Here is a 25514-nt window from a genome sequence, read left to right on the forward strand (position 1 = left end):
GTCAGCCGAGCAGTCCGGCCAGCGTACCGGCGCAGGCGGGCCTGCGCAGTTTGGTCAGCGCCTTCGCCTCGATCTGCCTGGCCCGTTCCCGCGAGACGCCGAGCGCCGAACCCACCTCCTCCAATGAGCGCGCCTCGCCGCGATCGAGGCCGAAGCGCAGCCGGATGACGGCGGACTCGCGCTCGGTGAGGACCGCGAGCACCGCCTCGACGTAGCCGGGCAGCATCCGCTCGGCCACCACGTCCGCCGGCGCGGGCGCGGCATCGGGCAGCAGGGTGCCCAGTTCGGTGTCCTCGCCGACCGGCGCGTGCAGCGACACCGGCTCCGGCTCGTGCCGCAGCACCGCCTCGACCTGGGCGACGGTGAGTTCGGCGGCCGCGGCCAGCTCCTCGACGGTGACCGCGCGGCCGAGCCGCTGGGTCAGCTCGCGGCGCACGCGGATCACCCGGTGCAGGACGTCGGCCACATTGGACGGCAGCCGGATCGTGCGGCCCTGGTCGGTGAGCGCCCGCCCGATCGACTGGCGGATCCAGTACGTCGCGTACGTCGAGAGCTTGAGTCCGCGCGTGTGGTCGAACTTCTCCACCGCGCGGATCAGGCCGAGGGTGCCCTCCTGGATCAGGTCGAGCAGCGCCATGCCGGTAGTGGTCGGGAATCGGCGCGCGATGGAGACGACCAGGCGCAGGTTCGCCCGCACCATCCGGTCTTTCGCGCGCAGTCCGTCGATCTCGGTGCGGCGCAGCTGTTCCCGTCGCGCGGCGGTGAGTTCGATTCCCGCCGCGGCGTTCTCGTCGAGTTCGGTGCGGGCCGCGGCGCCCGCGGCGATCCGGGTGCCGAGGGCGTATTCCTCCGCGGCGGTCAGCAGGGGAGTGCGGGCGATGGCGGTCAGGTAGTCGCGGACGGAATCGGTGGTGACGGTCAAGGAGGGCTCCGTTCGGTGCGGCGGCAGCGGGACGGCCGGGTGGCCGGCGCGCTCGGCGACGAACACAAACTTAGAATGAACCTAAAAATATGTCAAGAACAATTTTGGGTCGACTTCAGTTATGCTTCGGTCATGACGACGCAGCAGGGGCTCCGGGCCAGGAAGAAGCAGCAGACCAGGGAGCAGATCTCGCATCGGGCGACCGAGCTGTTCCTCGAACGCGGCTTCGACAAGGTGACGATCGCCGATGTCGCCGCGGCCGCCGATGTCGCCAAGATGACGGTCACCAACTACTTCCCGCGCAAGGAGGACCTCGCTCTCGACCTGGGCGAGGTGTTCGTCGAGCAGCCGGCCGCCGTCGTCCGCGCGCGCGAGCCGGGGCAGTCGGCGCTGGCCGCGTTGCGCGGCGCCTACCTCGCCGCGGTGGCCGCGCAGGACCCGGTGATCGGGTTCAGCGGAGAACCGTTCGCGCGGATGATCACCGACAGCCCGGCGCTGGTGGCGCGTCTGCGCGAGTTCCACGACGAGCGGCAGGTCGCGCTGGCGGCAGTGCTGCGCGAGATCACCGGCGCGGCGGCCGACGACATCACCCCGCGCATCGCCGCGGCGCAGCTCGTCGGCGTGCAGCGGGTGCTGTTCGAGGAGATCCTGCGCCGCACGCTCGCCGGCGAGTCCGGTACCGAGATCGCCACCGCCATGGCCGAATACGCGCGGATCGCGTTCGACGCGCTCGAACCGGGCCTGGGAGAGTACGCCGTTCGCTGACGTATCGGTCCGATTGCTGCCGTGTCACTGGGCCATCGCGCGCGGCCGGAAAGCCCATACTGGGGCCATGTCGGATGGTGTTGCTGTAGACGAGCCCGTCGCGCCGATGAGCAAGGCCAAGATCAACCTCGTCTTCACCACGGTCGTGCTCGGCATGCTCATGGCCGCGCTCGATCAGACCATCGTGTCGGCGGCGCTGCCCTCGATCGTGGCCGACCTCGGCAGCGCGGGACACATGGCCTGGGTGGTGACGGCGTATCTGCTCGCCGAGGCCGTCGCGACCGTGCTCGCGGGCAAACTCGGCGACCTGTTCGGCCGCAAACTGCTGTTCCAGATCAGCGGCATCATTTTCATCGCCGGCTCGGCACTGGCGGGCATGGCGCCCGGGATGGGCGTGCTGATCCTCGCCCGCGGCATCCAGGGCATCGGCGCCGGTGGCTTGATGGTGACCTCGATGGCGCTGATCGCCGACACCATCCCACTGCGGGAGCGCGGTAAGTATCAGGGCGCGCTCGGCGCGGTGTTCGGCATCACCACGGTCGTCGGCCCGACGCTGGGCGGGCTGTTCACCGATCACGCGAGCTGGCGCTGGTGTTTCTACGTCAATGTGCCGCTGGCGATCCTCATGGTGGTGATGGCGGCGCGCACGCTGCCGCATCTGCGCGCGGTCGCGCGGCCGGTGATCGACTACCTCGGCATCGGGCTGGTCGCGCTCGGTGTCTCGGCGCTGATCCTCGGGCTGGAGTTCGGCGGCAACGAGTATCCGTGGGGCTCTTGGCAGATCGTCGGCCTGTTCGTGCTCGCGGTGATCCTGCTGGCCGCCTTCGTCATGGTGGAGAAGCGGGCCGAGGCGCCGATGCTGCCGATGCGGCTGTTCAGCAGCCGGGTGTTCACGGTGTCGTCGGTGCTCAGCTTCATCGTCGGCTTCGCGATGCTCGGCTCGATGACGTATCTGCCCGCCTACCTGCAATACGTGGACGGCGCGACGGCGACGATCTCCGGCGTGCGGACGCTGCCGCTGGTCGTCGGCCTGTTCGTCACCTCGGTCTTCTCCGGCCAGGTGGTCGGGCGCACGGGGCAGTACCGGTACTTCCCGATCGTCGGTATGGCGGTGATGGCGGTCGGCCTGTGGTTGATGTCGACGATGGGCCGCCAGACCAGTCTCTGGCTGGAATCGCTGTACATGCTGATCCTCGGCGCGGGGCTGGGGCTGTCCATGCAGGTGCTCACCATCGTCGTGCAGAACACCGTGCCCTACGCCGACCTCGGCACCGCCACCTCGGGGGTGACCTTCTTCCGCACGCTCGGCAGCGCGTTCGGCACCGCGGTGTTCGGCACGCTGTACAACAACTACAGCAAGGACGCGCTGGCCGAGGCGATCCAGCAGACCCCGGGCGTCACTCCGGAGGTGATCGCGAATCCGAAGCTGCTGCGGGAGTTGCCGCTCGACCAGACCGCGCCGATCATCGACGCCTACGCCGACTCGATCGACCACGTCTTCCGGTGGGTGGTCCCGGTCGCGCTGCTCGGGTTCGCCGTCGCCTGGTTCCTGCCGCAGGTCCGGTTGCGCGACAGTGCCAGGCATGGCGCGGGCGATATCGGCGAGGGCTTCTCGGTGCCCGACTCCGACGACCGGGTGGTGCAGCTGGAACGCTCGGTCGCGGCGACCGTGCGCAAGGCCAGGGCGCAGAAACCGATCATCCCGGAGCTCATCGCGGCGGCGGGCAGCTCGCTGGAACCGGATACCGCGTGGGCGCTCGGGCAGGTGTACCTGTACGACAGGCAGGGCGTGCCTGCCAACGTCCACGGCATCGCCTTCCGGCACCGGCTGCCGGTGGAGGTGCTCTCGCCGGTGTTCCGGCGGGCCGTCGGCGACGGTCTGCTGCTCGATGAGGGCGGCACGCTGACGCTGACCGAACAGGGCACCCACGAGGTCGACCGGTTGCGGGCCGGGTGGCGGCGCTGGCTCGGCGACCGCCTCGACGACTGGAACTACCACGACCCCGCCGATCGCGCGCTGCTCGATGCGGCGTTGTCGAATATCGCGGGCAAGCTGCTCGATCAGGGCGCCGACAGCGCCGAGGTCGCCAAGGTCTGATCCGGCTCGTCCAGTCCGCTGGACAGCTCTTGCCCACCGGATACTCGTAGACGTATATTCGTATACGAGTAAGGAGGTGCGCATGGCCACGAAGCGCAAGGTGAACAACCTGCTGGCGCTCGCCGTGCTGTCGGTGATCGTGCAGCGGCCGATGCACCGCTACGAGATCGCCGCCACCCTGCGAGCCCATGGCAAAGACAAGGACATGGACATCAAGTGGGGTTCGCTCTACACCGTCGTCCAGAACATGGCCAAGGCCGGTTTCCTCGAAGTCGTCGGCAGCGAACGCGACGGCGCCCGGCCCGAGCGGGTGATCTACCGGATCACCGACGCGGGTCGCGCCGAGATGGCCGACTGGACCAGGGAACTGCTCGCCTCGCCCGAGCCCGAACACCACCGGTTCACCGCCGGGCTGTCGATCCTGGCCGTGCTCCCGCCGGACGAGGTGGTCGAGCTGCTCGGCATCCGGATCGACGCGCTCGAGCGATCCGTCGACCGGGCGAAGACCGAACTCGCCGCGCTGGCGGGCAACCTGCCCCGGCTGTTCCTGGTCGAGACCGAATTCGGCGTGGCGATGCTGGAGGCCGAGGCGCGCTGGGCGCGCTCGCTGCGTGACGAACTCCGCGCGGGCACCTTCGAAGGCCTCGAGATGTGGCGGCAGTGGCACGCCGATGGCATGCCCGCCGACCGGATTCCCGCATTCGGCGAAGGGGGGACCGGCTAGCTCTCGCCCCGCAAAGACCCCGGACCCGGTGGTGTGCGGCAACACCCCACCGAGTCCGGGAAACCGTCCCGACACCGTGCCCACACGCATGCGCACCCGGCTACGAGGCTGGCAACCACAGGATAGCCCGGGTGACGCAGACACAGATCTGGAGATCACTCATGTCCAACACCCGTTCCGCCTTGGTCATCGGCGGTGGCATCGCCGGACCCGTCGCCGCGACCGCCCTGCTCCGGGCAGGCATCGACGCCCGCGTCTACGAGGCCTATTCCGGGCCGTCCGAGGGCATCGGCTCCGGGCTCGCGCTCGCCCCCAACGGGGTCGCGGCCCTCGACATCCTCGGCGCGGGCGACGCCGTCCGCGCGATCGCGCTGCCCGTGCGCGGCATGCGGCTGGCCGTCGGCGGCCGCGAACACGTCCTGCCGGTGCTGGCCGATCAGCCGCCGTTGCAGGTCGTCGACCGCGGCGAGCTGCATCGCGCGCTGCACGATCACGCGGTCGCCGCGGGCGTGCCGTTCAGCTACGACAAGCGGCTGGTGCGCGTCGACGAGCACGCCGACGGCGTGACCGCGCACTTCACCGACGGCTCCACCGCGTCGGCCGACATCCTGGTCGGCGCGGACGGCATCCGGTCCACCGTCCGGACCCTGATCGACCCGGCCGCTCCCGGACCCGGCTACACGGGCATGCTCGGCTTCGGCGCGCTGGTCGACTGTGACCAGGACCTGCCCGCCGACACCATGGTGTTCGCCTTCGGCGCCAAGGCCTACTACCTGTACTGGCAGCACGCCGACGGCCGCGTCGCGTGGGGTGCGAATCTGCCCAGCGAGCAGTACTACTCGCTGACCGAGGCCCGCGCCGTGCCGGCCGAGCACTGGCTGCGCGTGCTGCGCGAGACCTACGCGCCCGACACTCCGGGTGGCGAGTTCGCGCGCCGCACCACCGCCGAGAACCTGGAGATCACCGGCGCGCTGCACATCATGCCGCCGGTGCCGCACTGGTATCGCGACCGGATGGTGCTGGTCGGCGACTCGGTGCACGCGCCGTCCAACAGCTCGGGGCAGGGCGCGTCGCTGGCCATCGAGAGCGCCGTGCAGCTCGCTCGCTGCCTGCGCGACATCGACGCGCCCGCCGAGGCGTTCGCGGCCTACGAGCGCCTGCGCCGGTCCAGGGTGGAGGGCGTGGCGGCGCGCGCGGCCAAGGTCAATCACAGCAAGACGCCGGGCCCGTTCGCCCGCAAGATCATGAACGCGATGATGCCGTTGATGGTCAAGACGGTGATGAACCCGGAGAAGACGATGGGCGCCGAACGCCGCTACCGCATCGACTGGGACGCCCCGGTCCAGCGGGAGCTCGCGAACACCGCGTCCTGATCCGCGCTCCCCCCCGGCCGGGATTCGCCGACCGGGGGCGAGCACGCGCGCATACTGGGACGAACTCAGGTTGTCAGGAGACGCTCGTGTCGACGATCAACGGTCTGCCCGCCCATGTCCTGCTGGTGCACCTGCTCGTGGTGCTCGTCCCGCTGACGGCGGTGCTGCTGATCCTGGCGGCGGTATGGCCCGCGGCCCGGCGCGTCCTGGTCTGGCCGACGGCGGCGCTGGCGGTGCTCACCGTGGCCCTCACTCCGGTGACGGTGAGCGCGGGACGCTGGCTCGCGCAGCGGGTCGGTAGCACGCCCGCCATCCGCACCCACATGGACCTGGGCGACACGCTGCTGTATTTCGTGATCCCGCTGCTGGTGGTCGCGGCCCTGCTCGTCGGGGTGCGGCTGGCCGAGCGTGCGGACAGGTCGCTCGCGCGCGGGGTGGTCGCGGTGGTGGCCGTGCTCGCGGTGGCGGTGGGTGTCGCCGCGACGGTGCAGGTCATCCGGATCGGGGACTCGGGAGCCCGGGCGACCTGGGGGCCGCTGGTGTCCGCCGTGCCGGGCTGACGCGCGACTACCTGCGCCCGGGCGCGGCGTTCGGCACGCTGGTGGTCGCGGTGGGCTGATCGGTGGGGGAGCGGTGGAGCTGGCAGAACACGGTGACGCACAGCACCAGCCAGGACAGGCCGAAGAGCCAGCCCGCCAGCACATCGGTGAACCAGTGCACGCCCAGATAGATCCGCGACAGCCCGACCGCGATCGGGAACAGCACCGCGAACACCGTCGCCACCCGCCGGACCCAGCGCCTGCGCAGCCCGGGGATCACCGTGATCGCGACGATGCCGACCACGACCGTCGAGCCCAGGGTGTGTCCGGACGGGTACGACAGGCTCGGTTCGGCGACGAGCCGGATGACCTCCGGCGGCCGGTGCCTGCCCACGAGATGTTTGATCACCACCACCAGCAACCCTGCGCCCGCCGAGGTGACGGCCACCAGCGCGGCGGTCGCCCAATTCCGTTGCCAGGCGAACCAGGCGACCGTGACCGTCGCGAGCAGAGTCATCGACTTCGTGTCGCCCAGATCGGTGACTACCCGGGCGATCGCGGTGAGCGGTTCGCCGCGGTGCGCGATCATCCAGTCCAGCACCCGTGGATCGATCCGGATGATGCCCGCGTCGTTGTTCACCTGCCAGGTGAGCACGATGAGCAGGACGGCGGCGGTCGCGAGCAGGGCGGCGGCCAGCGGTGGCCGTCGGCCCAGGACCGACCACGCGAGGTCGTCGGGCGGGGGTCGGCGCGAGGCGATCGGCATAGCTACCAGATTGCCAGCATCGGCCTCAGGCTTCGAAGACGACCGCGTTTCCCGCGACGTCGCGGGTGCCCGCGACCTTCTTGATCGCCTTCACCAGGTCGGCGACGGTGTCCCACACACGTGGAGGTTCGCAGTCGATGTTGCCGATGGTGTACCAGGTATCGGTACCGCGGTAGCGGACGAGGCCCTTGCCCGCGTCGTCGAGCATGACGTCGAGCTCGCCGGACACCGTCCCTTCCTCTTCGGTCATGACGGCGCTCTCGGCGGTGATCTCGATCGTCTCGCTTATTTGAACTCTCCTCGGCGGAGGCAGTCGTCGACTGCGGTGCGCAACGCGGTGTGCTCGGCGGTATCAACGGTCAGGGCGTACTTTATCTTGACCTTGACGTAATGCTCGACATAGGCACACCGGAAATTGCCGGGCGGCAGGTAGTTCGCCGGGTCCTGATCACCCTTGGAACGGTTGGCCGAGGGATCGGCGGCGACCAGGTTCATCGAGTCGTTGGCGATGCGGCGGCGGGTGTCCTCGTCGCGGTCGGCGGCGCCGGAACGCCACGCCTCGGCCAGCGCCACGATGTGCTCGGCGTCGACCTTCGACGGATCGGTGATGAACTTGTAGGGCCCGAGCTCACCGGTCTTCTTGTCCACGAAGCCGTAGTGGTCCTGCCAGCCCGCGCCCGCGGGGATCGTCAGCTCGCAGGTCTTCGGGTCGAGGGTGACTTTGCCGGTCGCGTCGCGCAGCATCATCACGTCGCGGCTGGTGCACTTGGCGTACTGGGCGAGATCGCCGGCGAAGCCGTGTTCGGGCTTGTTGGTGTCCCAGTGCGGGAACTTCTCCCTGGTGTAGCCCGTCATCGGGCCTTCCTTGGCGACAACGAGTTTGCCGAGCAGATCGCCGATCTCCTTGCCCGACACCGTCGCCGCGCTCGCCGGACCCGGCCCCGGCGCGGTGGGATTCACCTTGTCCAGCATCGAGTTGGCGACGGTCAGCACGACGCCGATCACCACCGCCGCAGCGAGGGCGAGCAGGGCTCGGCCCAGAGGAGAGCCGCTGATCGATGACCATTTCATGCCCGTACCACCCACATGCCTTCGTCGAAAATGAACCGGCACAACCTAACGGCCGCACCGGGTGTCGTATCTGATTGTCGTCTATGACGTTCGGCACACGGCACCGCAAAGGAATTGCGGCTCAATAGCGTTCGTCTATAGCAGGTGGTGACCTGCGGCGGAGCGCGATAAACCAGGAGTGATGCACGTCACGTCCATTCCCTGTCGGCGGCGGCCGGTTTCGCGCGTCCAACCGGGGGAAGGATCATTCAGCGAAAGGAACCGGCCATGCCGACCGTCGACGTCATCGACTCGTTCATCTCCTACAGCGACGCGGGTGCCGACACCCGACCCGTCGTCTTCCTGCACGGCAACCCCACCAGCTCCTATCTGTGGCGCGACGTGCTGCCGGTAGTGCGCGAGCACGCCCGCTGCCTGGCCCCCGACCTCATCGGGATGGGTGCCTCCGGCAAACCCGAGATCGCCTACCGCCTCGACGATCACGCCCGCTACCTCGACGCCTGGTTCGACGCGCTCGACCTGACCGATCCGATCCTGGTCGGCCACGACTGGGGCGGCACGCTGGCCATGGATTTCGCCGCCAGGCACCCCGGCCGGGTCGCCGGGATCGCGGTGATCGAGACCTTCCTGCGCCCGCTGCGCTGGTCGGAGCTGCCCGCTCGATCCGCCGAGATGTTCCGGCTGTTCCGTTCGCCGGCGGGCGAACAGGCGGTGCTCGCGGAGAACAAATTCATCGAGTACAACCTGCCGACACTGGTCCCCGCGCTCACCGAGGCCGATCTCGACGCCTACCGCGCCCCCTATCCCACCCCGGCCTCGCGCGCGCCGATGCTGGCCTGGGCCAGGGAATTCCCGCTCGACGGCGAGCCCGCCGACGTCGTGGCCAGGGTGAACGCCTACGGCGCGTGGATGGCGGCGAGCGCGGGGGTACCCAAGCTGCTGATGACGGTGGAGCCCGCCGTCGGGCTCGGCAGTGCCGAGGTGATCGCGTGGGCGGCTGCCACCTTCGCCGACCTCGATGTGGAGCCGGTGGGCCGGGGCTCGCACCACGCGCCGGAGGATCAGCCGGTGGCGATCGCGAAATCCGTTGCGGGCTGGCTGGACCGGCACGGGCTACTCGCGTGAGCGGCGACAATGTCGTCATGGAGACCGACGAGGCCGCGCTGGTCGCCCGTGCCGTCGAGGGCGACCGGGCGGCGCTGACCGAGGTGATCGCGCACCTGCAGGATCCCCTGTACCGCTTGGCCCTGCGGATGACCGGCCGCCCGGCCGACGCCGAGGACGCGGTGCAGGAGATCCTGATCCGGGTGGTCACCCGGCTGTCCACCTGGCGTAGCGAGGCCGCCCTGCGCACCTGGGCGTATCGGGTCGGGGCGAACTATCTGATCTCACAGCACCGGCGTTCGGCGCTCGAGCGGGAGCACGTCGGCCTCGACGAGTTCGGCGCGAACCTGCTCGACGGGCTGGCCACCGAGGACTACCGCGGTCCCGAAGCCACCCTGCTCGCCGAGGAGGTCCGGCTCAGCTGCACCCAGGCGGTGCTGCAATGCCTGGGCCGGGACGAGCGGATCGCCTTCGTCCTCGGTGAGGTGTTCGGGCTCTCGGTGGCCGAGGCCGCCTGGGTTCTCGACATCACCCCGGCCGCGTACCAGAAGCGCTGGGAGCGGGCCAAACAGCGGCTCGGCGCCTTCCTGCGCGCGGCGTGCGGGCTGGCGAATCCGGCGGCGCCGTGCCGGTGCGCACGGCGGGTGACCCGCGCGAGTGCACTCGGGCGCATCGATCCTGGGCGTCCGGCCTATGCGAAACACGCTGTGCAGCAGGGGGGTCGCACGGTCGCCGAGGCGGCGGCACAGCTGAGCGACCTACGGGAGGCGGCCGCGGTGCTGACGGCGCATCCGGATTACGCGGCGCCGCAGGAGAAGATCGCGGCGATCACCGGGTTGCTCGGCTCGGGGCGGTTTCCGCTGCTCGACTGAGCTCAGTCGGGCAGGGTGCCGGTCTCGGGCGGAATCCCGGTGTCGAGGAAGCGGATCAGCCGGGCGATGCGGGCGGTGTGGTCGACGCAGCGCTGGAACTGGCTGCCCAGCAAGGCCAGATCGATCGCCGCGCCGGTGCCGACGCCGGCCTCGGCCGTGGTCAGCACGGTGCGCAGCTGCACGCAGCGCGTCTCCATGGTGGCGGCGGCGCCGTCGTCCTCGGTGAAACGGCCGGTCGCGACCGACGCGCTCACCCGCGCAACACATTCCGCGGCCAGCAGGCCCATCGGGACCAGCTCGGCGATGACCGGCTCCGGGGCCACGGCCCGCGGATGCGCGCGGTACACGTACTGACCGGCGGTCTCGGTACGCCTGCCGATTCGTGAGAGTTCCCCGGCGATCTGGATCGCGGTCACCACGTGGCGTAGGTCGCGGGCGACCGGCGCCTGGAGCGCGAGCAGGGCCATGGTGCGGCTCTCGCAGGCGGCGAACATCTGCTGGAGCTGCTCGTCGAGCGCGAAGACCTCGTAGGCGGCGGCCAGGTCGGCGCCGGCGAGCGCCTCGGTGACCCGCTCGGTCGCATCATGGGCCAAGCGCGACATCAGGGTGAGATCGTTGGACAGAGCAACGAGCTCGAGGGTGAACTGGGTCCGCACGGGCTGAATTGTTCCCCATCGAGGCGGTCCCGGGGAATCCATCGGCGGATCTTTCGCCGCCGCGGATCCCGGCGCACTCGCGCGTGGCTGGAACGATGGAGGCCATGATTGCCGCGTTGACGACTAGATGGACCCTCTCAGTCCCGATTCTCGCCGCGCTCGTACTCACCGTCACCTGGGGGCGGGACGTGCCGGGACTCGTGGTGGCGGTGGTCGGCGCCGCGCTGGTCGGCGCGGTACTGGCCGCGGTCCATCACGCGGAAGTGGTCGCGCATCGGGTCGGTGAACCGTTCGGCTCACTCGTGCTGGCGGTGGCCGTCACCGTGATCGAGGTGGCGCTGATCGTGACGATGATGATCTCCGGTGGCGACAAGGCGGCCTCGCTGGCCCGCGATACCGTTTTCGCCGCGGTGATGATCACCTGTAACGGCATCTTCGGCCTGGTGCTGCTCGTCGGCGCGCTGCGTAGGCGGGTCGCGGTGTTCAATCCCGAGGGCACCGGCGCCGCGCTGGCCACCGTCGCGACGCTGGCGACGCTGAGTCTGGTGCTGCCGACCTTCACCACCAGTAAGCCGGGCCCGGAGTTCTCGCCCGCGCAGCTGGCCTTCGCCGCGGTCGCCTCGCTGGCGCTGTATCTGCTGTTCGTGATGGTCCAGACGGTGCGCCACCCCGACGACTTCCTCCCGGTGGAAGACAGTGGCGCGGTCGACGACAGCGCTGCCAACGACCATGCGCCGTCCAACCGGGCGGCGCTGATCAGCCTGGGTCTGCTGGTGCTCGCGCTGGTCTGCGTGGTGGGGCTGGCCAAGGTGGTCTCGCCCGCGCTGGAAGCGGGCGTGGCCTCGGCCGGGCTGCCGCAGTCGGCGGTCGGCGTGGTGATCGCGATGCTGGTGCTGCTGCCGGAGACGCTGGCCGCGGTCAACTCCGCGCGCCGCAACCAGGTGCAGATCGGCCTGAATCTCGCGCTCGGCTCGGCCATGGCCAGCATCGGCCTCACCATTCCGGTGATCGCCCTGGCGACGATCTGGCTGAGCGGACCACTGGTGCTCGGCCTGGGCGCCACGCAAATGGTGCTGCTCGCGCTGACCGTCGTGGTGAGCACGCTGACCATCGTCCCCGGCCGCGCGACCCTGTTGCACAGTGGCGTTCACCTGGCGTTGTTCGCCGCTTTTGTGTTCCTGGCCGCAAGCCCGTAGCTGAAGTGTTGCGGATCACACAGGGTGGTGATCTGTCATTGAAACCGCGAAAAAGCGACGAGGGTCACCACCCTGAAATTTTGTTGTGACGCAGAGTACCGGCTAGCTTGCTGGAGTTGGCACCGACGCCGAAGCCAGAGAGTGCGGTATGAAAATCACCATGCTCCGCGCTTCGCGAGCGGGCCGGGGGCATCGCTGATGTCCACCGATCTGCATTCCGCGAAGCCGGATTCCGCCACCCAGATCGTCCGCGAGAACTTCACCGACACGGTCGTGTCGTCGTTGCGGACCTTCGGGCGCGCGGTCGACCTCGCGCAGGAGTCGGTCACCGGCACCGTCGCCGATATCGCCCGCGGACATTTCCAGTGGCGCGAGACCCTCGTCCAGGCCTGGCGGCTGATCACGGTCACCGCGATCCCCGCCATCCTGATGGCGATCCCGTTCGGCGTGATCGTCTCGATCCAGGTCGGCAACCTGATCCACAGCCTCGGCGCCGACTCCATGCTCGGCGCGACCGGCGGTCTGGGCGTCATCAAGCAGGGCGCGCCCATCGCCACCGGCTTCCTGCTCGGCGGCGCAGGCGCTGCCGCGATCGCCGCCGACCTCGGCGCGCGCACCATCCGCGAGGAGATCGACGCGCTCAACACCATGGGCATCAGCCCGGTGCATCGGCTCGTCATCCCGCGCATGATGGCGATGCTCATCGTCGCGCCGATGCTCAACGTGCTGATCATCTTCGTCGGCGTGCTCGCCGGGTACGCGGTCGCCGTCGGCGGCCAGGGCGTGACCCCGGGCAGCTACTGGTCGACCTTCGGCTCCTTCGCCACCGCCGGTGACGTGTGGGTGTCGCTGCTCAAGGCGCTGATCTTCGGCTTCCTGGTCGTCGTCATCTCCTGCCAGCGGGGCCTTGAGGCCAAGGGCGGTCCGCGCGGTGTCGCCGACGCGGTGAACGCGGCGGTGGTGCTCTCGGTGGTCTCGATCGCGATCGTGAACCTGCTGGCCACCCAGATCAGCGCCATGTTCCTGCCGACGAAGTTGGCGTGATGGCTGCCTCCTCCTATATTCCTACCTCGCTGCACTGGCTGCGCAAGCCGGCCCGGCTCGGCAAGCGGATCGGCTCGGCGGGCGAATCGCTGGGCTTCGTCGCGGTGTTCGTCTGGCAGGTGCTGTCCTCGGTGCCGCTGACGCTGCGCCGCTATCGCGACGAGACGCTGCGCGCGGTCACCGACATGACCTGGGGCCGCGGGTCGATCATCGTCGGCGGCGGCACCGTCCCGATGATGATCGTGCTCGGCCTGGTGATGGGCGCCTCGGTCGGCGTCGAATCCTTCGCCTCGCTCGACATGCTCGGCATGGGCCCGGTGACCGGCGTGATCTCGGCCTACGCCACCACCCGTGAGCTCGCGCCGATCGCGGCCGCCATCGGCTTCGCCGCGCAGGCGGGGTGCCGGATCACCGCCGAGATCGGCTCGATGCGCATCTCCGAGGAGATCGACGCGATCGAGGCGCTGGGCCTGCGCTCGGTCCCGTTCGTGGTGACCACCCGCGTCATCGCGGGCGCGATCGCCATCGTGCCGACCTTCCTGATCGCGCTGATCCTGTCCTACGGCGCCTGCCGCGGGCTGCTCACGATGGTCTACGGGCAGTCGGCCGGCGTCTACGACCACTACTTCTTCCAGTTCATCTCCGGGTTCGACATGATCGCCGCCGTCATCAAGGTCGCCGTGTTCGGCACGGTGGTGATCCTGGTGCACAGCTACTTCGGGTTCTTCGCCACCGGCGGCCCCGAGGGCGTCGGCATCGCCTCCGGCCGCGCGGTGCGCGCCAGCTCGGTGGCCATCGTCGCCATCGACATGGTGCTCTCGATCATGCTGTGGGGCTTCAACTCGGCGATCAGTTTCACGGGGTGAGCTAGTGCCTAACTACGGAATGCCCGGCGTCGCGGCCGATCGGCGCACCGCGCGGCTGACCGGCGCGATCATCCTCGGCATCATCGCCGCGGTCGTGCTCGCCACGGTCGCCTATCGCAATCTGCAGACCGAAGAGGGCCTGCGGATCGCGCTGCACACCGAACACCTCGGTGACGGCATCAGCGCGGGCAGCCAGGTCCGCATCGACGGCGTCACCGTCGGCGAGGTCGCCGAGGTGACCCCCGGTGCGCGCGGCACCCAGCAGATCTCGCTGCTGCTCGACGCCGACCGGCTGCACGGCATCGACGACAGCCTCGCCGTCGACTACGCCCCGACCAACCTGTTCGGCATCGCCGAACTGGAACTGCGCCGCGGCACCGGCGGTGCGCCGCTCCGCGCGGGCGCGGTGCTCGACCTGACCGGGGCCAACTCCGGCCGGGTCTACGACGCGACGATGAGCGCGATCCTGCGCAGCCTCTCGCAGGTCGGCATGACGGTGACCAGCCCGCAGATGGCCACGGTCATCTCCCAGCTGGCCGCCGACTTCAAGGCCTTCACACCGCTGGTCCAGGCGCTGATCACGCTGGCGAAGACCATCGCCGACAACCAGGACGTGTCGCCCTCGGAGCTGTTCGGCAAGCTCGGTCCCGCCTTCGACGGCGGCGGCCAGTTCGCCGGCGCCACCATGGAGGTGATCGACAAGCTCAGCGACATCAAGGTGACCCAGGTCGACAAGGACCGCTACGACATCGGCGTCGGCGTGATCGGCGGCAGCATCCTGCCCGCCCTGACCACCACGCTGACCACCGCGGGCGGCCACTTCGCCGAGACCACCGACATGCTCGCGCCGATGCTGTTCGCGCTGGCCCAGATGTCGCCGAATCCGCGCCGGACCGGCGCCGACCTGCAAGCCCTGCTGACCAACCTGCGCGGTGCCATGCCCGACGGCCCGAACGGTCCGGTGCTCAACCTCGACGTCGAGCTCAGCGGCGTGCCCGCGATCGCGGTGCCGCTGTTCGGAAAGGCCGGTGCGTGATGAAGATTCGTGGTGTCGCACTGCGACTCGGCGTGTTCTCGCTGGTCATGCTGGCCGTGCTCGGACTCGTGTTCACCCTGATCAAGCGCCCGGTCGCCGGTGACACCGAGGCCCACGACGCGCTGTTCACCGATGCCAACGGACTCAAGGTCGGCAACGACGTGCGGATGTTCGGCGTGCAGGTCGGCAAGATCGAGAAGATCAGCCTCGAGGGCGACAAGGCCAAGGTCCACCTGACCGTCAAGACCGACACCCCGATCTACGACAACAGCAAGCTGGCCATCCGCTATCAGAACCTGACCGGCCAGCGCTACATCGACCTGCAGCAGGCCCCCGACCCAGGCAAGCGGATCGCCGCCGACGCCCGGATCGGCGCGAACATGACCGTCCCGTCGTTCGACGTGACCAGCCTGTTCAGCGGTCTGAAGCCGGTGCTGGCGACGCTGTCGCCGGAGGCGATCAACCAGTTCACCGCGAGCATGCTCGCCGTCATCGAGGGTGACGGCAGCGGCCTCGGCCCCGCGCTGGCCGCGATCGACGAGCTCGCGAGCTACGCCGAGGACCGCCAGCAGGTCATCGACACCCTGATCCGCAACCTGTCGACGCTGGGTGACCGGCACGGCGGCCGCGTCGGCTACCTGCTGCCGCTACTCGCCCGGCTCACCGACATCTTCGAGGCGATGCAGCGCAATATCGGTGGCGTCGCGCAGTTCGCGATGACCGCGCCGTCGGTGCTGGCCCCGGTCGACCGGCTGCTGGCCTCGCTCGGCCTGGTCGAAGGCGGCAGCGCCGAGGTCGACGCGATGATCCGCGGCTTGTTCCCCGACCCACGGGAGGCAGTCGCGGTCTTCGGGCGGCTGCCCGGACTGCTGGCCACGGTCGACGCGTCGCTCTCGCGCGATTTCGCCGACTTCACGCCGCACTGCAGCAACGGCGCCGCCCCGGTGCCCGCACCGCTGCAGGTGCTGATCGCCGGACAGAAGGTGACGGTATGCAACGCCTGACATTCTTCTCCGGTGATCGTCCGATCCTGGACGAGGCGGGCAAGCGCGCCCGCGAACTGCGGATGGGCATCATCGGCCTGAGCCTGGTGGTGCTGTTCATCGTCGGCGCCGCGGTGGTCTACGTGGTGCCGCTGGGCAAGCACACCTACACCGCCGAGCTGAGCGAGGCACAGTCGGTGCGCGAGGGCGATGATGTGCGCCTGGCCGGCATCTCGGTCGGCAGCGTCGTCTCGCTCGAGCTGAAGCCGGACAAGGTGCTGATGGAGTTCACCGTCGACTCCGACGTCTTCGTCGGCGACCAGACCTCCCTCGACGTCCGCATGTTGACCGTCGTCGGTGGCCACTACGTCGCGCTCTACCCGGCCGGTTCGCGCCCGCTGGGCGAGGCGCCGATCCCCGCCGATCGAATCCGCCTGCCCTACAGCCTGATCGAGACCTTCCAGGACGCCACCACGCCGCTGGCCGCCGTCGACGGCGACACCGTGCGCAAGAACCTGGCCGCCGCGAACACCGCGATCGCGGCCTCCCCGGAGGCGCTGCGCTCCACCCTCGACACCGTCGGCAAGTACGTCGACATGCTCGACCGGCAGCGCTCGCAGGTGTCGACATCGATCGCGATCCTCGACGAGTACATCTCCATGTACGACGGCGCCAAGTCCGATCTGGGCAGGCTGATGGACAACGTGAACCTGCTCGAGGACGTACTGCTGAGCAAGAAAGCGGAACTGGCCGAGGCGGTCCGGCTGCTGGTCTCGGTGGTGAACCGGCTCGCCGGTCTCACGCCCAGCTGGGATTCCACGCTGAAGCCGCAGGCCCAGGCGCTGGCCGACGCGCTGCCGCGCCTGCGGCAACTCGAAGGTGGGTTCGAACCGGTCCTGGGGACCGTGCACGATCTGCAGACCAAGCTGTCGCAGCTGGTGACCCCGGACGCGGGCGTCGTGGTCGACCAGTCCGGCGCGCGCGTCTGCGTGCCGCTGCCGGGGAAGGCGTGCTGATGCTGAAACGACTGCTCGGATCCCAGGCGTTCATGTCGATCGCCGGTGTCGGCGTGCTGGCGGTACTGGTGATCGCCGGCTACTTCGTCACCTTCGATCCGCTGAAGAAGACCGAATCCTATTGCGCGCTCATGCCCGACGCGATCGGGCTCTACCCGGGCAATCACGTCACGATGCGCGGCATCGATGTCGGCGAGGTGACCGCGGTGCGCAACGAGGGCGCCGAGGTGCGTGTCGAGTTCGAGGTCGACGCCGACTATCCGGTCTACGCCGACGCTTCCGCGACCACGGTCGCGTATTCCGTTGCCGCCGACCGCAATCTGGCCGTGCTCACCAGCGGCAAGGACACCAGGCAGTTCACCGGCGGCTGCATCACCAAGACGCTGACGCCCAAGTCCATCACCGAGACGCTGACCGCGCTGGCGAGCCTGTCCGAAGAGCTCTCCGGCGTCGAGGCCGGGCAGCCGAGCGCGCTCGTGGACGGGTTGTCCTCGCTGGACCGCGCGACCGAGGGTGTCGGCCCGACGGTCAACGAACTGGTGCACAAGCTCGGCTCGGCGATGAACAAGCCCGACGCCGATATCGGCCACCTGGCCGGACTGTTCGACGCGTTCGCCTCGGTGTCGAACCGGGTCGCCGCCAACTGGGGTGACCTGCAGTCGATGCTGGTCCGGCTGGCGCCGCTGCTCAACCAGGCCTCCGACGACCTGCTCGGCCCGGCGACCTCGCTGTTCGACGGCCTGCGCGAGCTGCTGCCGATGCTCAACGACCTCACCACCATCCTCGGCGACCCGCTGATCGGCGCGCTCGACGGTGCAGTCCCGCTGGTGAAGTTGTTGCGCGCCAACGTCGGATCGCTGCGTGAGGTGGTGCTGAAGATGCCCGCGCTGACCTCGGCGTTCCAGAGCGCCGCGGGCGGCACCGCGATCACCTACGCCGCGCCGAAGGTGGCGCTGCCCGGCGGCGAGGCCGACCAGGTGTGCGCCGCGGTGAACGCGCTGCTCCCCGGGCAGTGCGCCGATCCGGCGCAGGGGCTGACCGATGTGAACCTCGTGCAGGTCGTGCTGGGAATGGCAGGTGCCCGATGAACCCGCGAAAGACGCTGCGGCGCGGCATGATCGCGCTGGTGGTCGCGGCCGGCCTCGCGATCGGCGGCTGTGGCTTCGACCCGGCCGAGGTGCCGGTGCCCGGCTCGACCGTCGCGGGCCCGACCTATCGCGTGCAGATCGAGTTCAGCAGCGCGCTGAACCTGCCGGCGAAGTCGAAGGTGATCGCCAACGGCGCCGAGATCGGCACCGTCGACACCGTGCGGGTGATCCAGCCCGCCGACGCGCCCGCCGGTCGTGGCGGTTACGTCGTCGTCGAGGCCGACATCCTCGACTCCGTGCAGCTGCCGACGACCACCATCGCCGAACTGCGCCAGGACACCATCCTCGGCGACATCCACGTCGCGCTGACCACCCCGAAGGACGGCTTCGGCGCGCTGCTGCGCGACGGCGGCACCATCCCGATCGAACGCACGAAACCGCCCGTGCAGCTGGAAGACACGATGGCCACCATGGCGCTGTTCGTGCAGGGCGGCGCGATCGGCCAGCTGCAGGAGATGATCGGCCGGGTGAACTCGGTGATGCCGGCCGATCCCAAGGAGACCGCGCGCATCTCGGCGGTCATGGGCGCCGACGCCGCCGATCTGGCCGCGCACCTGGACCAGGTCGACCTGCTGGTCGACGGCCTGGCCGCCAATGCCGAGATCATGGTCGGCATCGAGGCCGAGCTCACCCACATCCTGAGTCCCGAAGCCGTGCGCGCACTCTCGGGCACCCAGGACTCGATCGCGAAGACCATGGCCATCTTCCTGGCGCTGGGCCCGGTCGGCTCCTCGCTGACCTGGCTGGCCCCGATCGCGAATGCGGGCGACGCGGCGGCGACCGCCTTCCTGCCGCTGGCCACCGGCGGCTCTGCCGATCTGCGCTCGTCGACGAACATGGCGCTGCTGACCGCGCTGTTGCGCGACAAGGTGATCCCGTTCGCCGAGCGCGGCCCGAAGGTGAACGTCACCGGCGTGCGGGTCTCCGAGCAGGACCAGGTGGAGCAGATCGTGACCGCGCTGCGGATGATCGGAATGGTGCGATGAAGATCGGTGCACTGGCGTCGCTGGGTGGCATCGCCGCCATCACCGTGCTCGGCGCGAGCTACCTGACCTTCGGGGTGGTGCGGGTCGACCCGTTCGCCGACTACACCGAGGCCTCGATCGAGCTGGCGAACTCGGGTGGTCTCAGCGTCGGCTCGCCGATCCTGCTGACCGGCATCGAGATCGGCAAGGTCACCGCGGTGGACACCGCCGCCGCCGGTGGCGTGCGGGTCGGCTTCGAGTTCGGTGCCGCGAACAAGGTGCCGATGAGCAGCATCGTCACCATCGAGCACCTGTCCTCGCTGGGTGAGCCGTACGTGCAGTTCGTGCCGCGCAGCGCCGACGGGCCGTATCTGACCGACGGCCAGCGGCTGTCCGGGGAGAACGTGCGGACGCCGATGTCGATCCCCGAGGTCGCGCGGCTGGTCACCAAGACCGTCGAGCAGCTCGACCCGGCGGTCGTCGGGTCGCTCGTCGACACCCTCGGCCAGGCGATGACCGGCACCGAGAACGTCATCCCGGAGCTTGCCAGGGCGGGCGACCTGCTCGCCGCGGCCATCATGAGCCGGGCGCCCGCGATCGCCGAGCTGCAGAACAACTTCGAGTTCGTCTCCGGCGACATCGGCTGGGCCGGACCGGCGACCTCGGCCGCGGCGCCCGCCTTCGTGCGGCTGAGCCAGGTCATCGACGAGTTCGTCGAGTCGGTCGGCCGGGTCAGCGCGGCGGGCGGCGACCCGGAGATGTATCTGCGTGACGGCGGCCTGGTGCCGTTCCTCCAGCAGCTCACCGCCGAGCTGAACGAGCTCGGCCCCGAGCTCTCGGCGCTGCCGCCCGGCCTGCGTCCGCTGACCGAATCGCTCACCGCGACGGGTCCGCAGATCGACCTCAGCACGCTCATCGCCCAGGCGCTGCACAACACCGACGCCGATGCCGTGAAGGTGCGGGTCGCGATCAGGTAAACATCCGGCAACCACTGAATATAGGTATACGCCCTGGCCAGTGGTTGTTCGCCCGAGCCGGGTCACGTTCGAGCAACTGTGCGGTAGCCTGCTGGACGAGGCAGTCCGAGTCCAGTGGGCGAAGGCGGTGCGATCCATGGCAGACAGCGGCGAGGATCCCGACCAGGGGACCGGTGGCAGTACTCGGGTGATCGCGATCGCGGCGGTGCTCGCCGCCCTGCTCGCGCTGGTCGTCGCACTCGGGTTGGTGCTGCGCGCGAACCAGAGTGACGAGAACGATCCGTCGACGGTCAATCCGATGGGGTCGGATTCCAACGGTCTGCCGGTAGGCGATGAGGTATCGGGCCAGGAGGTCGCGTTCGCCCCACCGTGGCCCGCCCGGCGGGTCGGCGGGAACTGCTCGGCGGGCGGCATCGTCGCCCACTGGCGGGTCGAGGCCGGCGGCGAGTGGCAGTGCACGATGACGACCCCCGACGCCGCGGTGCCCGCCGCGCCCGCACCGCCGCCCCCGCCACCCGTGGAACCGCCGCCGCCCGAGCTCAGCACCTGTCCAGGCGCCGCCGCCCGCGTACGAGCCGCCGCCGGTAGACGAGCCGCCGGTCTACGCGCCCCCGCCCGAACCCGAGCCGATCCCGGTGCCGGAACCCGCGCCCCCGCCGCCGCCCCCACCGCCGCCGGTCATCCAGCTGCCGTTCCCGCTGCCGCCGATCTTCATTCCGCCCGCCGCGGCCGTCCTGCCGTGACCGGCGCTACACCGACGAGCCGTTCACCTGGCGCGAAACGCCGCGAACCCGGCATGCCGCCCGACGTCGTCGACCGTGTCACCCGCAGGCTCGACCTCGGGCCGACCCGCTGACCGGCCTCACCCACCCAGCGTGTCGGTGAGCGTCCCGATCGCGTAGGTGACGGCCATGGCCAGCGCGCCGCCGACCACCACGCGCAGCACCGCCCTACCCCGATTGCTGCCGCCGAGTTGCGCGCTCACCGACCCGGTGATGGCCAAGGCGACGAGCACCGCCGCGAAGGTCACCGGTACCCGCCACGACGCGGGCGGGAGCACGATCGCCAGCAGCGGCAGCAAGGCGCCGCAGGTGAACGCGACCGCGGAGGAGCCCGCGGCGGTCCACGGATTGGTGAGCTCGGTGGGGTCGAGCTTGAGTTCGGCCTCGGCGTGCGCGGTGAACGCGTCGTGGGCGGTGAGCTCCTCGGCCACCGTGCGCGCGGTCGCCGGGCTCAGCCCCTTGGCCTCGTAGATCCCGGTCAGCTCGTCCAGTTCCGCCGCGGGGTCCTCGGCCAGTTCCCTGCGCTCCTTGGCCAGCAGCGCCTTCTCCGAATCCCGCTGGGTGCTGACCGACACGTACTCGCCCGCCGCCATCGAGATCGCGCCCGCGACCAGACCGGCCACGCCCGCGGTGAGGATCGTGTGGGCGTTGTTGGTCGTCGCGGCGACGCCGACCACCAGACCCGCGGTGGACACGATGCCGTCGTTCGCGCCGAGCACGCCGGCACGCAGCCAGTTCAACCGGGAGGCGAACCCTTCCCCGTGGGGTTCGTGCGGATGGGCGGTCGGTGATGAGTACTGCACCCGGTCAGCCTAGTCCGGTACGCGGCCGGGTCAGCGCTGGGCGCGCAGGACCTCGCGCAGGGTGTCGGCCAGGCGCACGGCCAGCGCGAGCACGGTCAGCGTCGGATTGACGTGCCCGTTGGTCGGGAAGACCGAGCTGCCCGCGATGTAGAGGTTGTCCACGCCGTGCACCCGGCAGTGCCGGTCGACCACCCCGTGCCGGGGATCGGCCGACATCCTGGTGGTGCCGCTCGGGTGCGCCCGGTCGGCCAGCGCCAGCGGATCGGCACTGCCGGGCCGGGCCGCGGGCACGATCTGCGGCGCGGGCAGCCCGAGCCGCGCGAACTCGGCGACCAGCAGCGCCGTCGCCCGCCGCACGGTCGCGTCCTCGCGCGCGTCGATCCGCCAATCGACCCGGGGCAGCGGCATTCCCACCGGATCGGTGCGCTGGGACAACCGCACCCGGCTGTCCGGGTCGGGTGCCTGCTCGACCATCGCCCACACCTCGACACCGGTCAGCCGATGCGGCAACCCGACCCCGTCGATCAGCCTGCGCCGGGCACCGGCCAGCAGCAGCCGGGTGTCGGACAGCATGATCCGCCCGTCCCGCCATCCGCCGCGCCCGCTGAGCACCCGCTTCACCGCGTCCCACGGATCGTCCGGCGCGGTGACCTCCTGCAACCACAGCGCACAGTTGAGCAGCGATTCCCCGCGCTGGACCTCGGGCGACAGGGCCAGGCCGTGCAGATAGGTGTGCTTGCCCCGCGGCCCCCGCACCACGTACTTGCCGAACCGGGCCAGCGCCGCGCCCGCGGCAGCGGGGGACAGGGTGCCGACCACGCCACTGCGATGGTCGATCAGATACCGCCCCACCTGGTCGTACCGGTTCCCGATGCCGCCGGCGACGGTGCGCCGTGAGGCCAGCAGCAGTCGCGGCGTATCGATTCCGCCCGCCGCGAGCACGAAGATCCGCGCCTCGACGGTGCGGCGCCGTCCGCCCGCGCCGGTCACCTCGACCGAATTCACGTGCGCGCCGGTGGCATCGGTGTCGAGGTGGGTGACGGTGGCGTTCACCAGCACCCGCGCGGTGGGGGCGACCATGTCGCGGACCGCCGGACCCCAGCGTTTGGGTTCGAACCGGTTCACCGGGTCCCGGCTGATCTGCCAGAAATAGGGACGCAGGGACGCGGTGTCGAGCTGGGTGGTCGGCGCCGGACGACCGGCCAGCGGCCAGAACTCGGCGTCGGTGAACCCGGTGCCGTGCCCGAGTCCGGCGTGCGCGGCGGCACGTTCGGCGTAGGGGCGCAGGGCGGTCGCCTCGATCGGCCAGCCCGAGCGGCGGACCCACGGGCGGGTGGCGAAGTCGAGGTCGTCCAGCATGCCGCAGCGTCCGGCCCAGACCCGCGAGCTGCCGCCGAGAACCCGGCTGCCCGCGATCCGGTCGAGCGGCAGGCGGGGCGCGCCGACACTGTCGATGGCGGCGAATTCCGGTTCGGTGGGCCCGATTTCGTGGTCACCGCTTTCCAGGACCAGCACGTGCAGACCCGCCGAGGCCAGTTCGGTGGCGACGGTCAGCCCGGCCGGGCCCGAGCCGATGACGCAGATCTGGGTGCGCAGCGCGTCGTCTCCGACGGTGCGCAGGTCCTCGACAAGCATCGGCGGTCCTCTCGCCCGTGCCACCCGCGCGGCCCGGCACCCGGCCGCGCTTGGTGTCACTCTAGAAGCCGGGACGCCGAATTTCCGGAGGTCTCACAATGCTGGTTCACGAAAGCCCGGATGTACTCGGCGGATTGGCGCATGTACATCCCGGCCCAGAATTCCAGTCCGGAGTCGGTGGGACTGGCGACCATGGTGATCTCGCCGTCGAAACACCGGCCGACGATGTAGCGGGCGCGGGAGACATGCGGCGTGAACGTCACCACGATGACGTGATGCCAGCCGTAAATCTTTGCCCGCCGGACGATTTCGCGCGTCTCACCGTCGGTGGTCCACGGGTCCGGCACGAAACACGAGACCCGGACGGCGAATCGGCCGCCGCAGTACCTGTCCATCATCGGATCGTCGGGCCCGGTGGACTGCGAGATCAGCACCTCGGGGGCGTAGCCCCGCTCGGCGAGCTCGATGCCGAGGTCGAAGTGTTCGTAGGGGGTACCGCCCAGGACGACGATCACATCGGCGCGGCGCAGCGGGTCCAGTTGCGGGTTGACGAACACAGGCCACCCGGCGAAGGCCGCTCCCAGCACGATGACCAGTGCGCCGACGAGCCACCATCCCGCACGTCGAAAGATCGACACTGCATCGAGGATAGCGAAGGGTGCACACTGGACCCCATGACCGACTCCGCCGTTGCCCCCGAACACCTCGACGTCGTCATCGTCGGCGCCGGACTGTCCGGCATCGGGGCCGCGTACCGGCTGCAAACCGAACATCCGCACCGCAGCTACGCCGTTCTCGAGGCCCGCGCCGATCTCGGCGGCACCTGGGACCTGTTCCGCTACCCGGGCATCCGCTCCGACTCGGACATGTTCACCCTCGGCTACCCGTTCAAGCCCTGGCGCGCGGCGCGCTCCATCGCCGACGGCGCCTCGATCCTGGACTACATCCGCGAGACCGCGCAGGAGAACGGCATCGACCGGCGCATCCGCTTCGGTTCCCGGGTGATCGGCGCCGACTGGTCCTCGGCGCAGGCGCGCTGGCGGCTCACCATCGCCCACGAGGGCCCCGAAGGCCCCGAGCTGAGCACCCTGACCTGTGGTTTCCTCTACACCTGCGCCGGCTACTACGACTACCAACAGCCGCACGCCCCCGACTTCGCCGGCCGCGCCGACTTCGACGGCACCATCGTGCACCCGCAGTTCTGGCCTACCGACCTGGACGTGCGCGACAAGCGGATCGTCGTCATCGGCAGCGGCGCGACCGCGGTCACCCTGGTGCCCTCGCTGGCCGACGAGGCCGAGCACGTCACCATGCTGCAGCGCACCCCCACCTGGATCAGCGCCGTGCCCGGCCGCGACAAGCAGGCCGACAAGATCCGCGATGTGCTGCCCGCCGGCCTCGCGCACCGGCTGATCCGGACCAAGAACATCCTGTTCAACATCGGTTTCTACCAGTACTGCCGTCGCCGCCCCGCCGCCGCGCGCAAGCTGCTCACCGACCTCACCACCCGCATCCTCAAAGACGACAAGCTGGTCGCCGAGCACTTCACCCCCGACTACGACCCGTGGGATCAGCGCCTCTGCGCCGCCCCCGACGCCGACTTCTTCAAGGCGATGAAGAAGGGCAAGGCCGCTGTCGTCACCGACCGGATCGACCGGTTCGTCTCCGAGGGCATCCAGCTCGAGTCGGGCAAGGTCCTGCCCGCCGACATCATCGTCACCGCCACCGGCCTGCGGCTGCTCGCCTTCGGCGGGATCGCGCCCTCGGTGGACGGCAAGCCGGTTCCGCTGGCGGACCAGTTCGTCTGGCAGGGGGCGATGCTGACCGGCCTGCCCAACTTCGCGATCTGCGTCGGCTACACCAACGCCTCGTGGACGCTGCGCGCCGATCTCACCTCGCGCCTGGTCTGCAAGGTGCTCGCGCACCTGGACCGGACCGGGGTGCCCGCGGTCGTCCCCGAGCCGAAGAGCGCGCTCACCGAGCGCCCGCTGCTCGACCTGAACGCCGGCTACATCCTGCGCTCGATCGCCGCGTTTCCCCGCCAGGGCGACCGCCATCCGTGGCGGGTCAGGCAGAACTACCTGCTCGACGCGCTGATCACCCTGCGCACCGACCTCGGCAAGACGCTGCGTCCGGTCAGGCGGGTAGGCGAGTTCACCCACAACGGGTGAGG

The 25514-nt window shown here is 70.0% G+C and carries 26 protein-coding genes; 18 read left to right on the forward strand and 8 right to left on the reverse strand.

The window, feature by feature from the left end; translation table 11 throughout:
- Position 1: 1 nt before the first annotated feature.
- Positions 2–922 carry a sigma-70 family RNA polymerase sigma factor gene (locus NV348_RS22740; protein ID WP_447148707.1) on the reverse strand — a complete coding sequence of 307 codons (921 nt, stop codon included), beginning with the start codon at positions 920–922 and terminating at the stop codon, positions 2–4.
- Between the two features lie 132 nt (positions 923–1054).
- Between NV348_RS22740 and NV348_RS22745 the strand changes: the two genes are divergently transcribed.
- From NV348_RS22745 to NV348_RS22765, 5 genes are all read left to right on the forward strand, one after another.
- The gene (locus tag NV348_RS22745) at positions 1055–1687 is read left to right on the forward strand and encodes a TetR/AcrR family transcriptional regulator (RefSeq protein WP_447148708.1); all 633 of its coding nucleotides are present in this window, start codon (positions 1055–1057) and stop codon (positions 1685–1687) included.
- A 67-nt stretch (positions 1688–1754) separates the two neighbouring features.
- Positions 1755–3785, forward strand: coding sequence for an MDR family MFS transporter (locus NV348_RS22750; RefSeq protein ID WP_447148709.1), 2031 nt, complete (start codon positions 1755–1757; stop codon positions 3783–3785).
- 82 nt (positions 3786–3867) lie between these two features.
- Positions 3868–4509 carry a PadR family transcriptional regulator gene (locus tag NV348_RS22755; protein ID WP_447148710.1) on the forward strand — a complete coding sequence of 214 codons (642 nt, stop codon included), beginning with the start codon at positions 3868–3870 and terminating at the stop codon, positions 4507–4509.
- Between the two features lie 161 nt (positions 4510–4670).
- Entirely contained in the window at positions 4671–5882 is a 1212-nt protein-coding gene (locus tag NV348_RS22760; protein WP_447148711.1) for an FAD-dependent oxidoreductase, read from the forward strand.
- Positions 5883–5968: 86 nt separating this feature from the next.
- Positions 5969–6442 (forward strand): DUF2231 domain-containing protein, encoded by a 474-nt coding sequence (locus NV348_RS22765; RefSeq protein ID WP_447148712.1) that lies wholly within the window; start codon positions 5969–5971, stop codon positions 6440–6442.
- A gap of 7 nt (positions 6443–6449) precedes the next feature.
- Here NV348_RS22765 and NV348_RS22770 read toward each other — a convergent pair whose 3' ends face one another.
- From NV348_RS22770 to NV348_RS22780, 3 genes are read right to left on the reverse strand one after another with little or no spacing between them, the layout of a single operon-like run.
- Positions 6450–7187 (reverse strand): phosphatase PAP2 family protein, encoded by a 738-nt coding sequence (locus NV348_RS22770; protein ID WP_447148713.1) that lies wholly within the window; start codon positions 7185–7187, stop codon positions 6450–6452.
- 25 nt (positions 7188–7212) lie between these two features.
- Positions 7213–7437, reverse strand: a complete 225-nt coding sequence (locus tag NV348_RS22775; RefSeq protein ID WP_447148714.1) for a hypothetical protein — start codon at positions 7435–7437, stop codon at positions 7213–7215.
- A gap of 35 nt (positions 7438–7472) precedes the next feature.
- Entirely contained in the window at positions 7473–8258 is a 786-nt protein-coding gene (locus NV348_RS22780; protein WP_447148715.1) for an HNH endonuclease family protein, read from the reverse strand.
- Between the two features lie 246 nt (positions 8259–8504).
- Between NV348_RS22780 and NV348_RS22785 the strand changes: the two genes are divergently transcribed.
- Both NV348_RS22785 and NV348_RS22790 read left to right on the forward strand, forming a co-directional pair.
- Positions 8505–9383, forward strand: coding sequence for a haloalkane dehalogenase (locus NV348_RS22785; RefSeq protein ID WP_447151123.1), 879 nt, complete (start codon positions 8505–8507; stop codon positions 9381–9383).
- A 17-nt stretch (positions 9384–9400) separates the two neighbouring features.
- The gene (locus tag NV348_RS22790; RefSeq protein WP_447148716.1) at positions 9401–10234 is read left to right on the forward strand and encodes an RNA polymerase sigma factor; all 834 of its coding nucleotides are present in this window, start codon (positions 9401–9403) and stop codon (positions 10232–10234) included.
- A gap of 2 nt (positions 10235–10236) precedes the next feature.
- On the opposite strand, the gene NV348_RS22795 is transcribed toward NV348_RS22790, so the two are convergent.
- Positions 10237–10890, reverse strand: coding sequence for a phosphate signaling complex PhoU family protein (locus tag NV348_RS22795; RefSeq protein ID WP_447148717.1), 654 nt, complete (start codon positions 10888–10890; stop codon positions 10237–10239).
- Between the two features lie 104 nt (positions 10891–10994).
- On the opposite strand from NV348_RS22795, the gene NV348_RS22800 reads away from it, so the two are divergent.
- The 10 genes from NV348_RS22800 (at position 10995) to NV348_RS22845 (ending at position 20977) form a co-directional block, all read left to right on the forward strand.
- Positions 10995–12086: a calcium:cation antiporter gene (locus NV348_RS22800; RefSeq protein ID WP_447148718.1), complete on the forward strand. Its 1092-nt coding sequence runs from the start codon at positions 10995–10997 to the stop codon at positions 12084–12086.
- A gap of 198 nt (positions 12087–12284) precedes the next feature.
- Positions 12285–13130 (forward strand): MlaE family ABC transporter permease, encoded by an 846-nt coding sequence (locus NV348_RS22805; RefSeq protein ID WP_447148719.1) that lies wholly within the window; start codon positions 12285–12287, stop codon positions 13128–13130.
- Positions 13130–13996: an MlaE family ABC transporter permease gene (locus NV348_RS22810; RefSeq protein ID WP_447148720.1), complete on the forward strand. Its 867-nt coding sequence runs from the start codon at positions 13130–13132 to the stop codon at positions 13994–13996. The genes NV348_RS22805 and NV348_RS22810 overlap by 1 nt, the downstream gene beginning before the upstream one ends.
- A 4-nt stretch (positions 13997–14000) precedes the next feature.
- Positions 14001–15032: an MlaD family protein gene (locus tag NV348_RS22815; RefSeq protein ID WP_447148721.1), complete on the forward strand. Its 1032-nt coding sequence runs from the start codon at positions 14001–14003 to the stop codon at positions 15030–15032.
- Positions 15032–16036, forward strand: coding sequence for an MlaD family protein (locus tag NV348_RS22820; RefSeq protein ID WP_447151124.1), 1005 nt, complete (start codon positions 15032–15034; stop codon positions 16034–16036). The genes NV348_RS22815 and NV348_RS22820 overlap by 1 nt, the downstream gene beginning before the upstream one ends.
- A complete protein-coding gene (locus tag NV348_RS22825) occupies positions 16024–17031 on the forward strand; it encodes an MlaD family protein (RefSeq protein WP_447148722.1) in 1008 nt (335 codons plus the stop codon). Before NV348_RS22820 ends, NV348_RS22825 begins: the two co-directional genes overlap by 13 nt.
- Positions 17031–18119, forward strand: a complete 1089-nt coding sequence (locus NV348_RS22830) for an MlaD family protein (RefSeq protein WP_447148723.1) — start codon at positions 17031–17033, stop codon at positions 18117–18119. The genes NV348_RS22825 and NV348_RS22830 overlap by 1 nt, the downstream gene beginning before the upstream one ends.
- Positions 18116–19165 (forward strand): MlaD family protein, encoded by a 1050-nt coding sequence (locus NV348_RS22835; protein ID WP_447148724.1) that lies wholly within the window; start codon positions 18116–18118, stop codon positions 19163–19165. Before NV348_RS22830 ends, NV348_RS22835 begins: the two co-directional genes overlap by 4 nt.
- Positions 19162–20121, forward strand: coding sequence for an MlaD family protein (locus NV348_RS22840; RefSeq protein WP_447148725.1), 960 nt, complete (start codon positions 19162–19164; stop codon positions 20119–20121). Before NV348_RS22835 ends, NV348_RS22840 begins: the two co-directional genes overlap by 4 nt.
- 136 nt (positions 20122–20257) lie before the next feature.
- Entirely contained in the window at positions 20258–20977 is a 720-nt protein-coding gene (locus tag NV348_RS22845; RefSeq protein ID WP_447148726.1) for a hypothetical protein, read from the forward strand.
- Positions 20978–20983: 6 nt separating this feature from the next.
- On the opposite strand, the gene NV348_RS22850 is transcribed toward NV348_RS22845, so the two are convergent.
- From NV348_RS22850 to NV348_RS22860, 3 genes are read right to left on the reverse strand one after another with little or no spacing between them, the layout of a single operon-like run.
- Positions 20984–21706, reverse strand: coding sequence for a VIT1/CCC1 transporter family protein (locus NV348_RS22850; RefSeq protein WP_447148727.1), 723 nt, complete (start codon positions 21704–21706; stop codon positions 20984–20986).
- Between the two features lie 30 nt (positions 21707–21736).
- Complete coding sequence (locus NV348_RS22855; RefSeq protein ID WP_447148728.1) at positions 21737–23341, reverse strand: GMC oxidoreductase; 1605 nt, start codon at positions 23339–23341, stop codon at positions 21737–21739.
- A gap of 56 nt (positions 23342–23397) precedes the next feature.
- The gene (locus NV348_RS22860) at positions 23398–23979 is read right to left on the reverse strand and encodes a YdcF family protein (RefSeq protein WP_447148729.1); all 582 of its coding nucleotides are present in this window, start codon (positions 23977–23979) and stop codon (positions 23398–23400) included.
- Positions 23980–24015: 36 nt separating this feature from the next.
- Here NV348_RS22860 and NV348_RS22865 point away from each other — a divergent pair, with 36 nt between their 5' ends.
- Entirely contained in the window at positions 24016–25512 is a 1497-nt protein-coding gene (locus tag NV348_RS22865) for a flavin-containing monooxygenase (protein WP_447148730.1), read from the forward strand.
- The last annotated feature ends 2 nt before the right edge of the window (positions 25513–25514 follow it).

This window comes from Nocardia fodinahabitans, from assembly GCF_052983615.1.

Coding starts and splice junctions, on each gene's coding strand:
- NV348_RS22825 (WP_447148722.1), top strand. CDS start 16,024: ATGCAACGCCTGACATTCTTCTCCGGTGATCGTCCGATCCTGGACGAG.
- NV348_RS22780 (WP_447148715.1), bottom strand. CDS start 8,258: ATGAAATGGTCATCGATCAGCGGCTCTCCTCTGGGCCGAGCCCTGCTC.
- NV348_RS22760 (WP_447148711.1), top strand. CDS start 4,671: ATGTCCAACACCCGTTCCGCCTTGGTCATCGGCGGTGGCATCGCCGGA.
- NV348_RS22865 (WP_447148730.1), top strand. CDS start 24,016: ATGACCGACTCCGCCGTTGCCCCCGAACACCTCGACGTCGTCATCGTC.
- NV348_RS22775 (WP_447148714.1), bottom strand. CDS start 7,437: ATGACCGAAGAGGAAGGGACGGTGTCCGGCGAGCTCGACGTCATGCTC.
- NV348_RS22790 (WP_447148716.1), top strand. CDS start 9,401: ATGGAGACCGACGAGGCCGCGCTGGTCGCCCGTGCCGTCGAGGGCGAC.
- NV348_RS22745 (WP_447148708.1), top strand. CDS start 1,055: ATGACGACGCAGCAGGGGCTCCGGGCCAGGAAGAAGCAGCAGACCAGG.
- NV348_RS22800 (WP_447148718.1), top strand. CDS start 10,995: ATGATTGCCGCGTTGACGACTAGATGGACCCTCTCAGTCCCGATTCTC.
- NV348_RS22770 (WP_447148713.1), bottom strand. CDS start 7,187: ATGCCGATCGCCTCGCGCCGACCCCCGCCCGACGACCTCGCGTGGTCG.
- NV348_RS22820 (WP_447151124.1), top strand. CDS start 15,032: ATGAAGATTCGTGGTGTCGCACTGCGACTCGGCGTGTTCTCGCTGGTC.
- NV348_RS22835 (WP_447148724.1), top strand. CDS start 18,116: ATGAACCCGCGAAAGACGCTGCGGCGCGGCATGATCGCGCTGGTGGTC.
- NV348_RS22855 (WP_447148728.1), bottom strand. CDS start 23,341: ATGCTTGTCGAGGACCTGCGCACCGTCGGAGACGACGCGCTGCGCACC.
- NV348_RS22755 (WP_447148710.1), top strand. CDS start 3,868: ATGGCCACGAAGCGCAAGGTGAACAACCTGCTGGCGCTCGCCGTGCTG.
- NV348_RS22810 (WP_447148720.1), top strand. CDS start 13,130: ATGGCTGCCTCCTCCTATATTCCTACCTCGCTGCACTGGCTGCGCAAG.
- NV348_RS22750 (WP_447148709.1), top strand. CDS start 1,755: ATGTCGGATGGTGTTGCTGTAGACGAGCCCGTCGCGCCGATGAGCAAG.
- NV348_RS22805 (WP_447148719.1), top strand. CDS start 12,285: ATGTCCACCGATCTGCATTCCGCGAAGCCGGATTCCGCCACCCAGATC.
- NV348_RS22845 (WP_447148726.1), top strand. CDS start 20,258: ATGGCAGACAGCGGCGAGGATCCCGACCAGGGGACCGGTGGCAGTACT.
- NV348_RS22840 (WP_447148725.1), top strand. CDS start 19,162: ATGAAGATCGGTGCACTGGCGTCGCTGGGTGGCATCGCCGCCATCACC.
- NV348_RS22830 (WP_447148723.1), top strand. CDS start 17,031: ATGCTGAAACGACTGCTCGGATCCCAGGCGTTCATGTCGATCGCCGGT.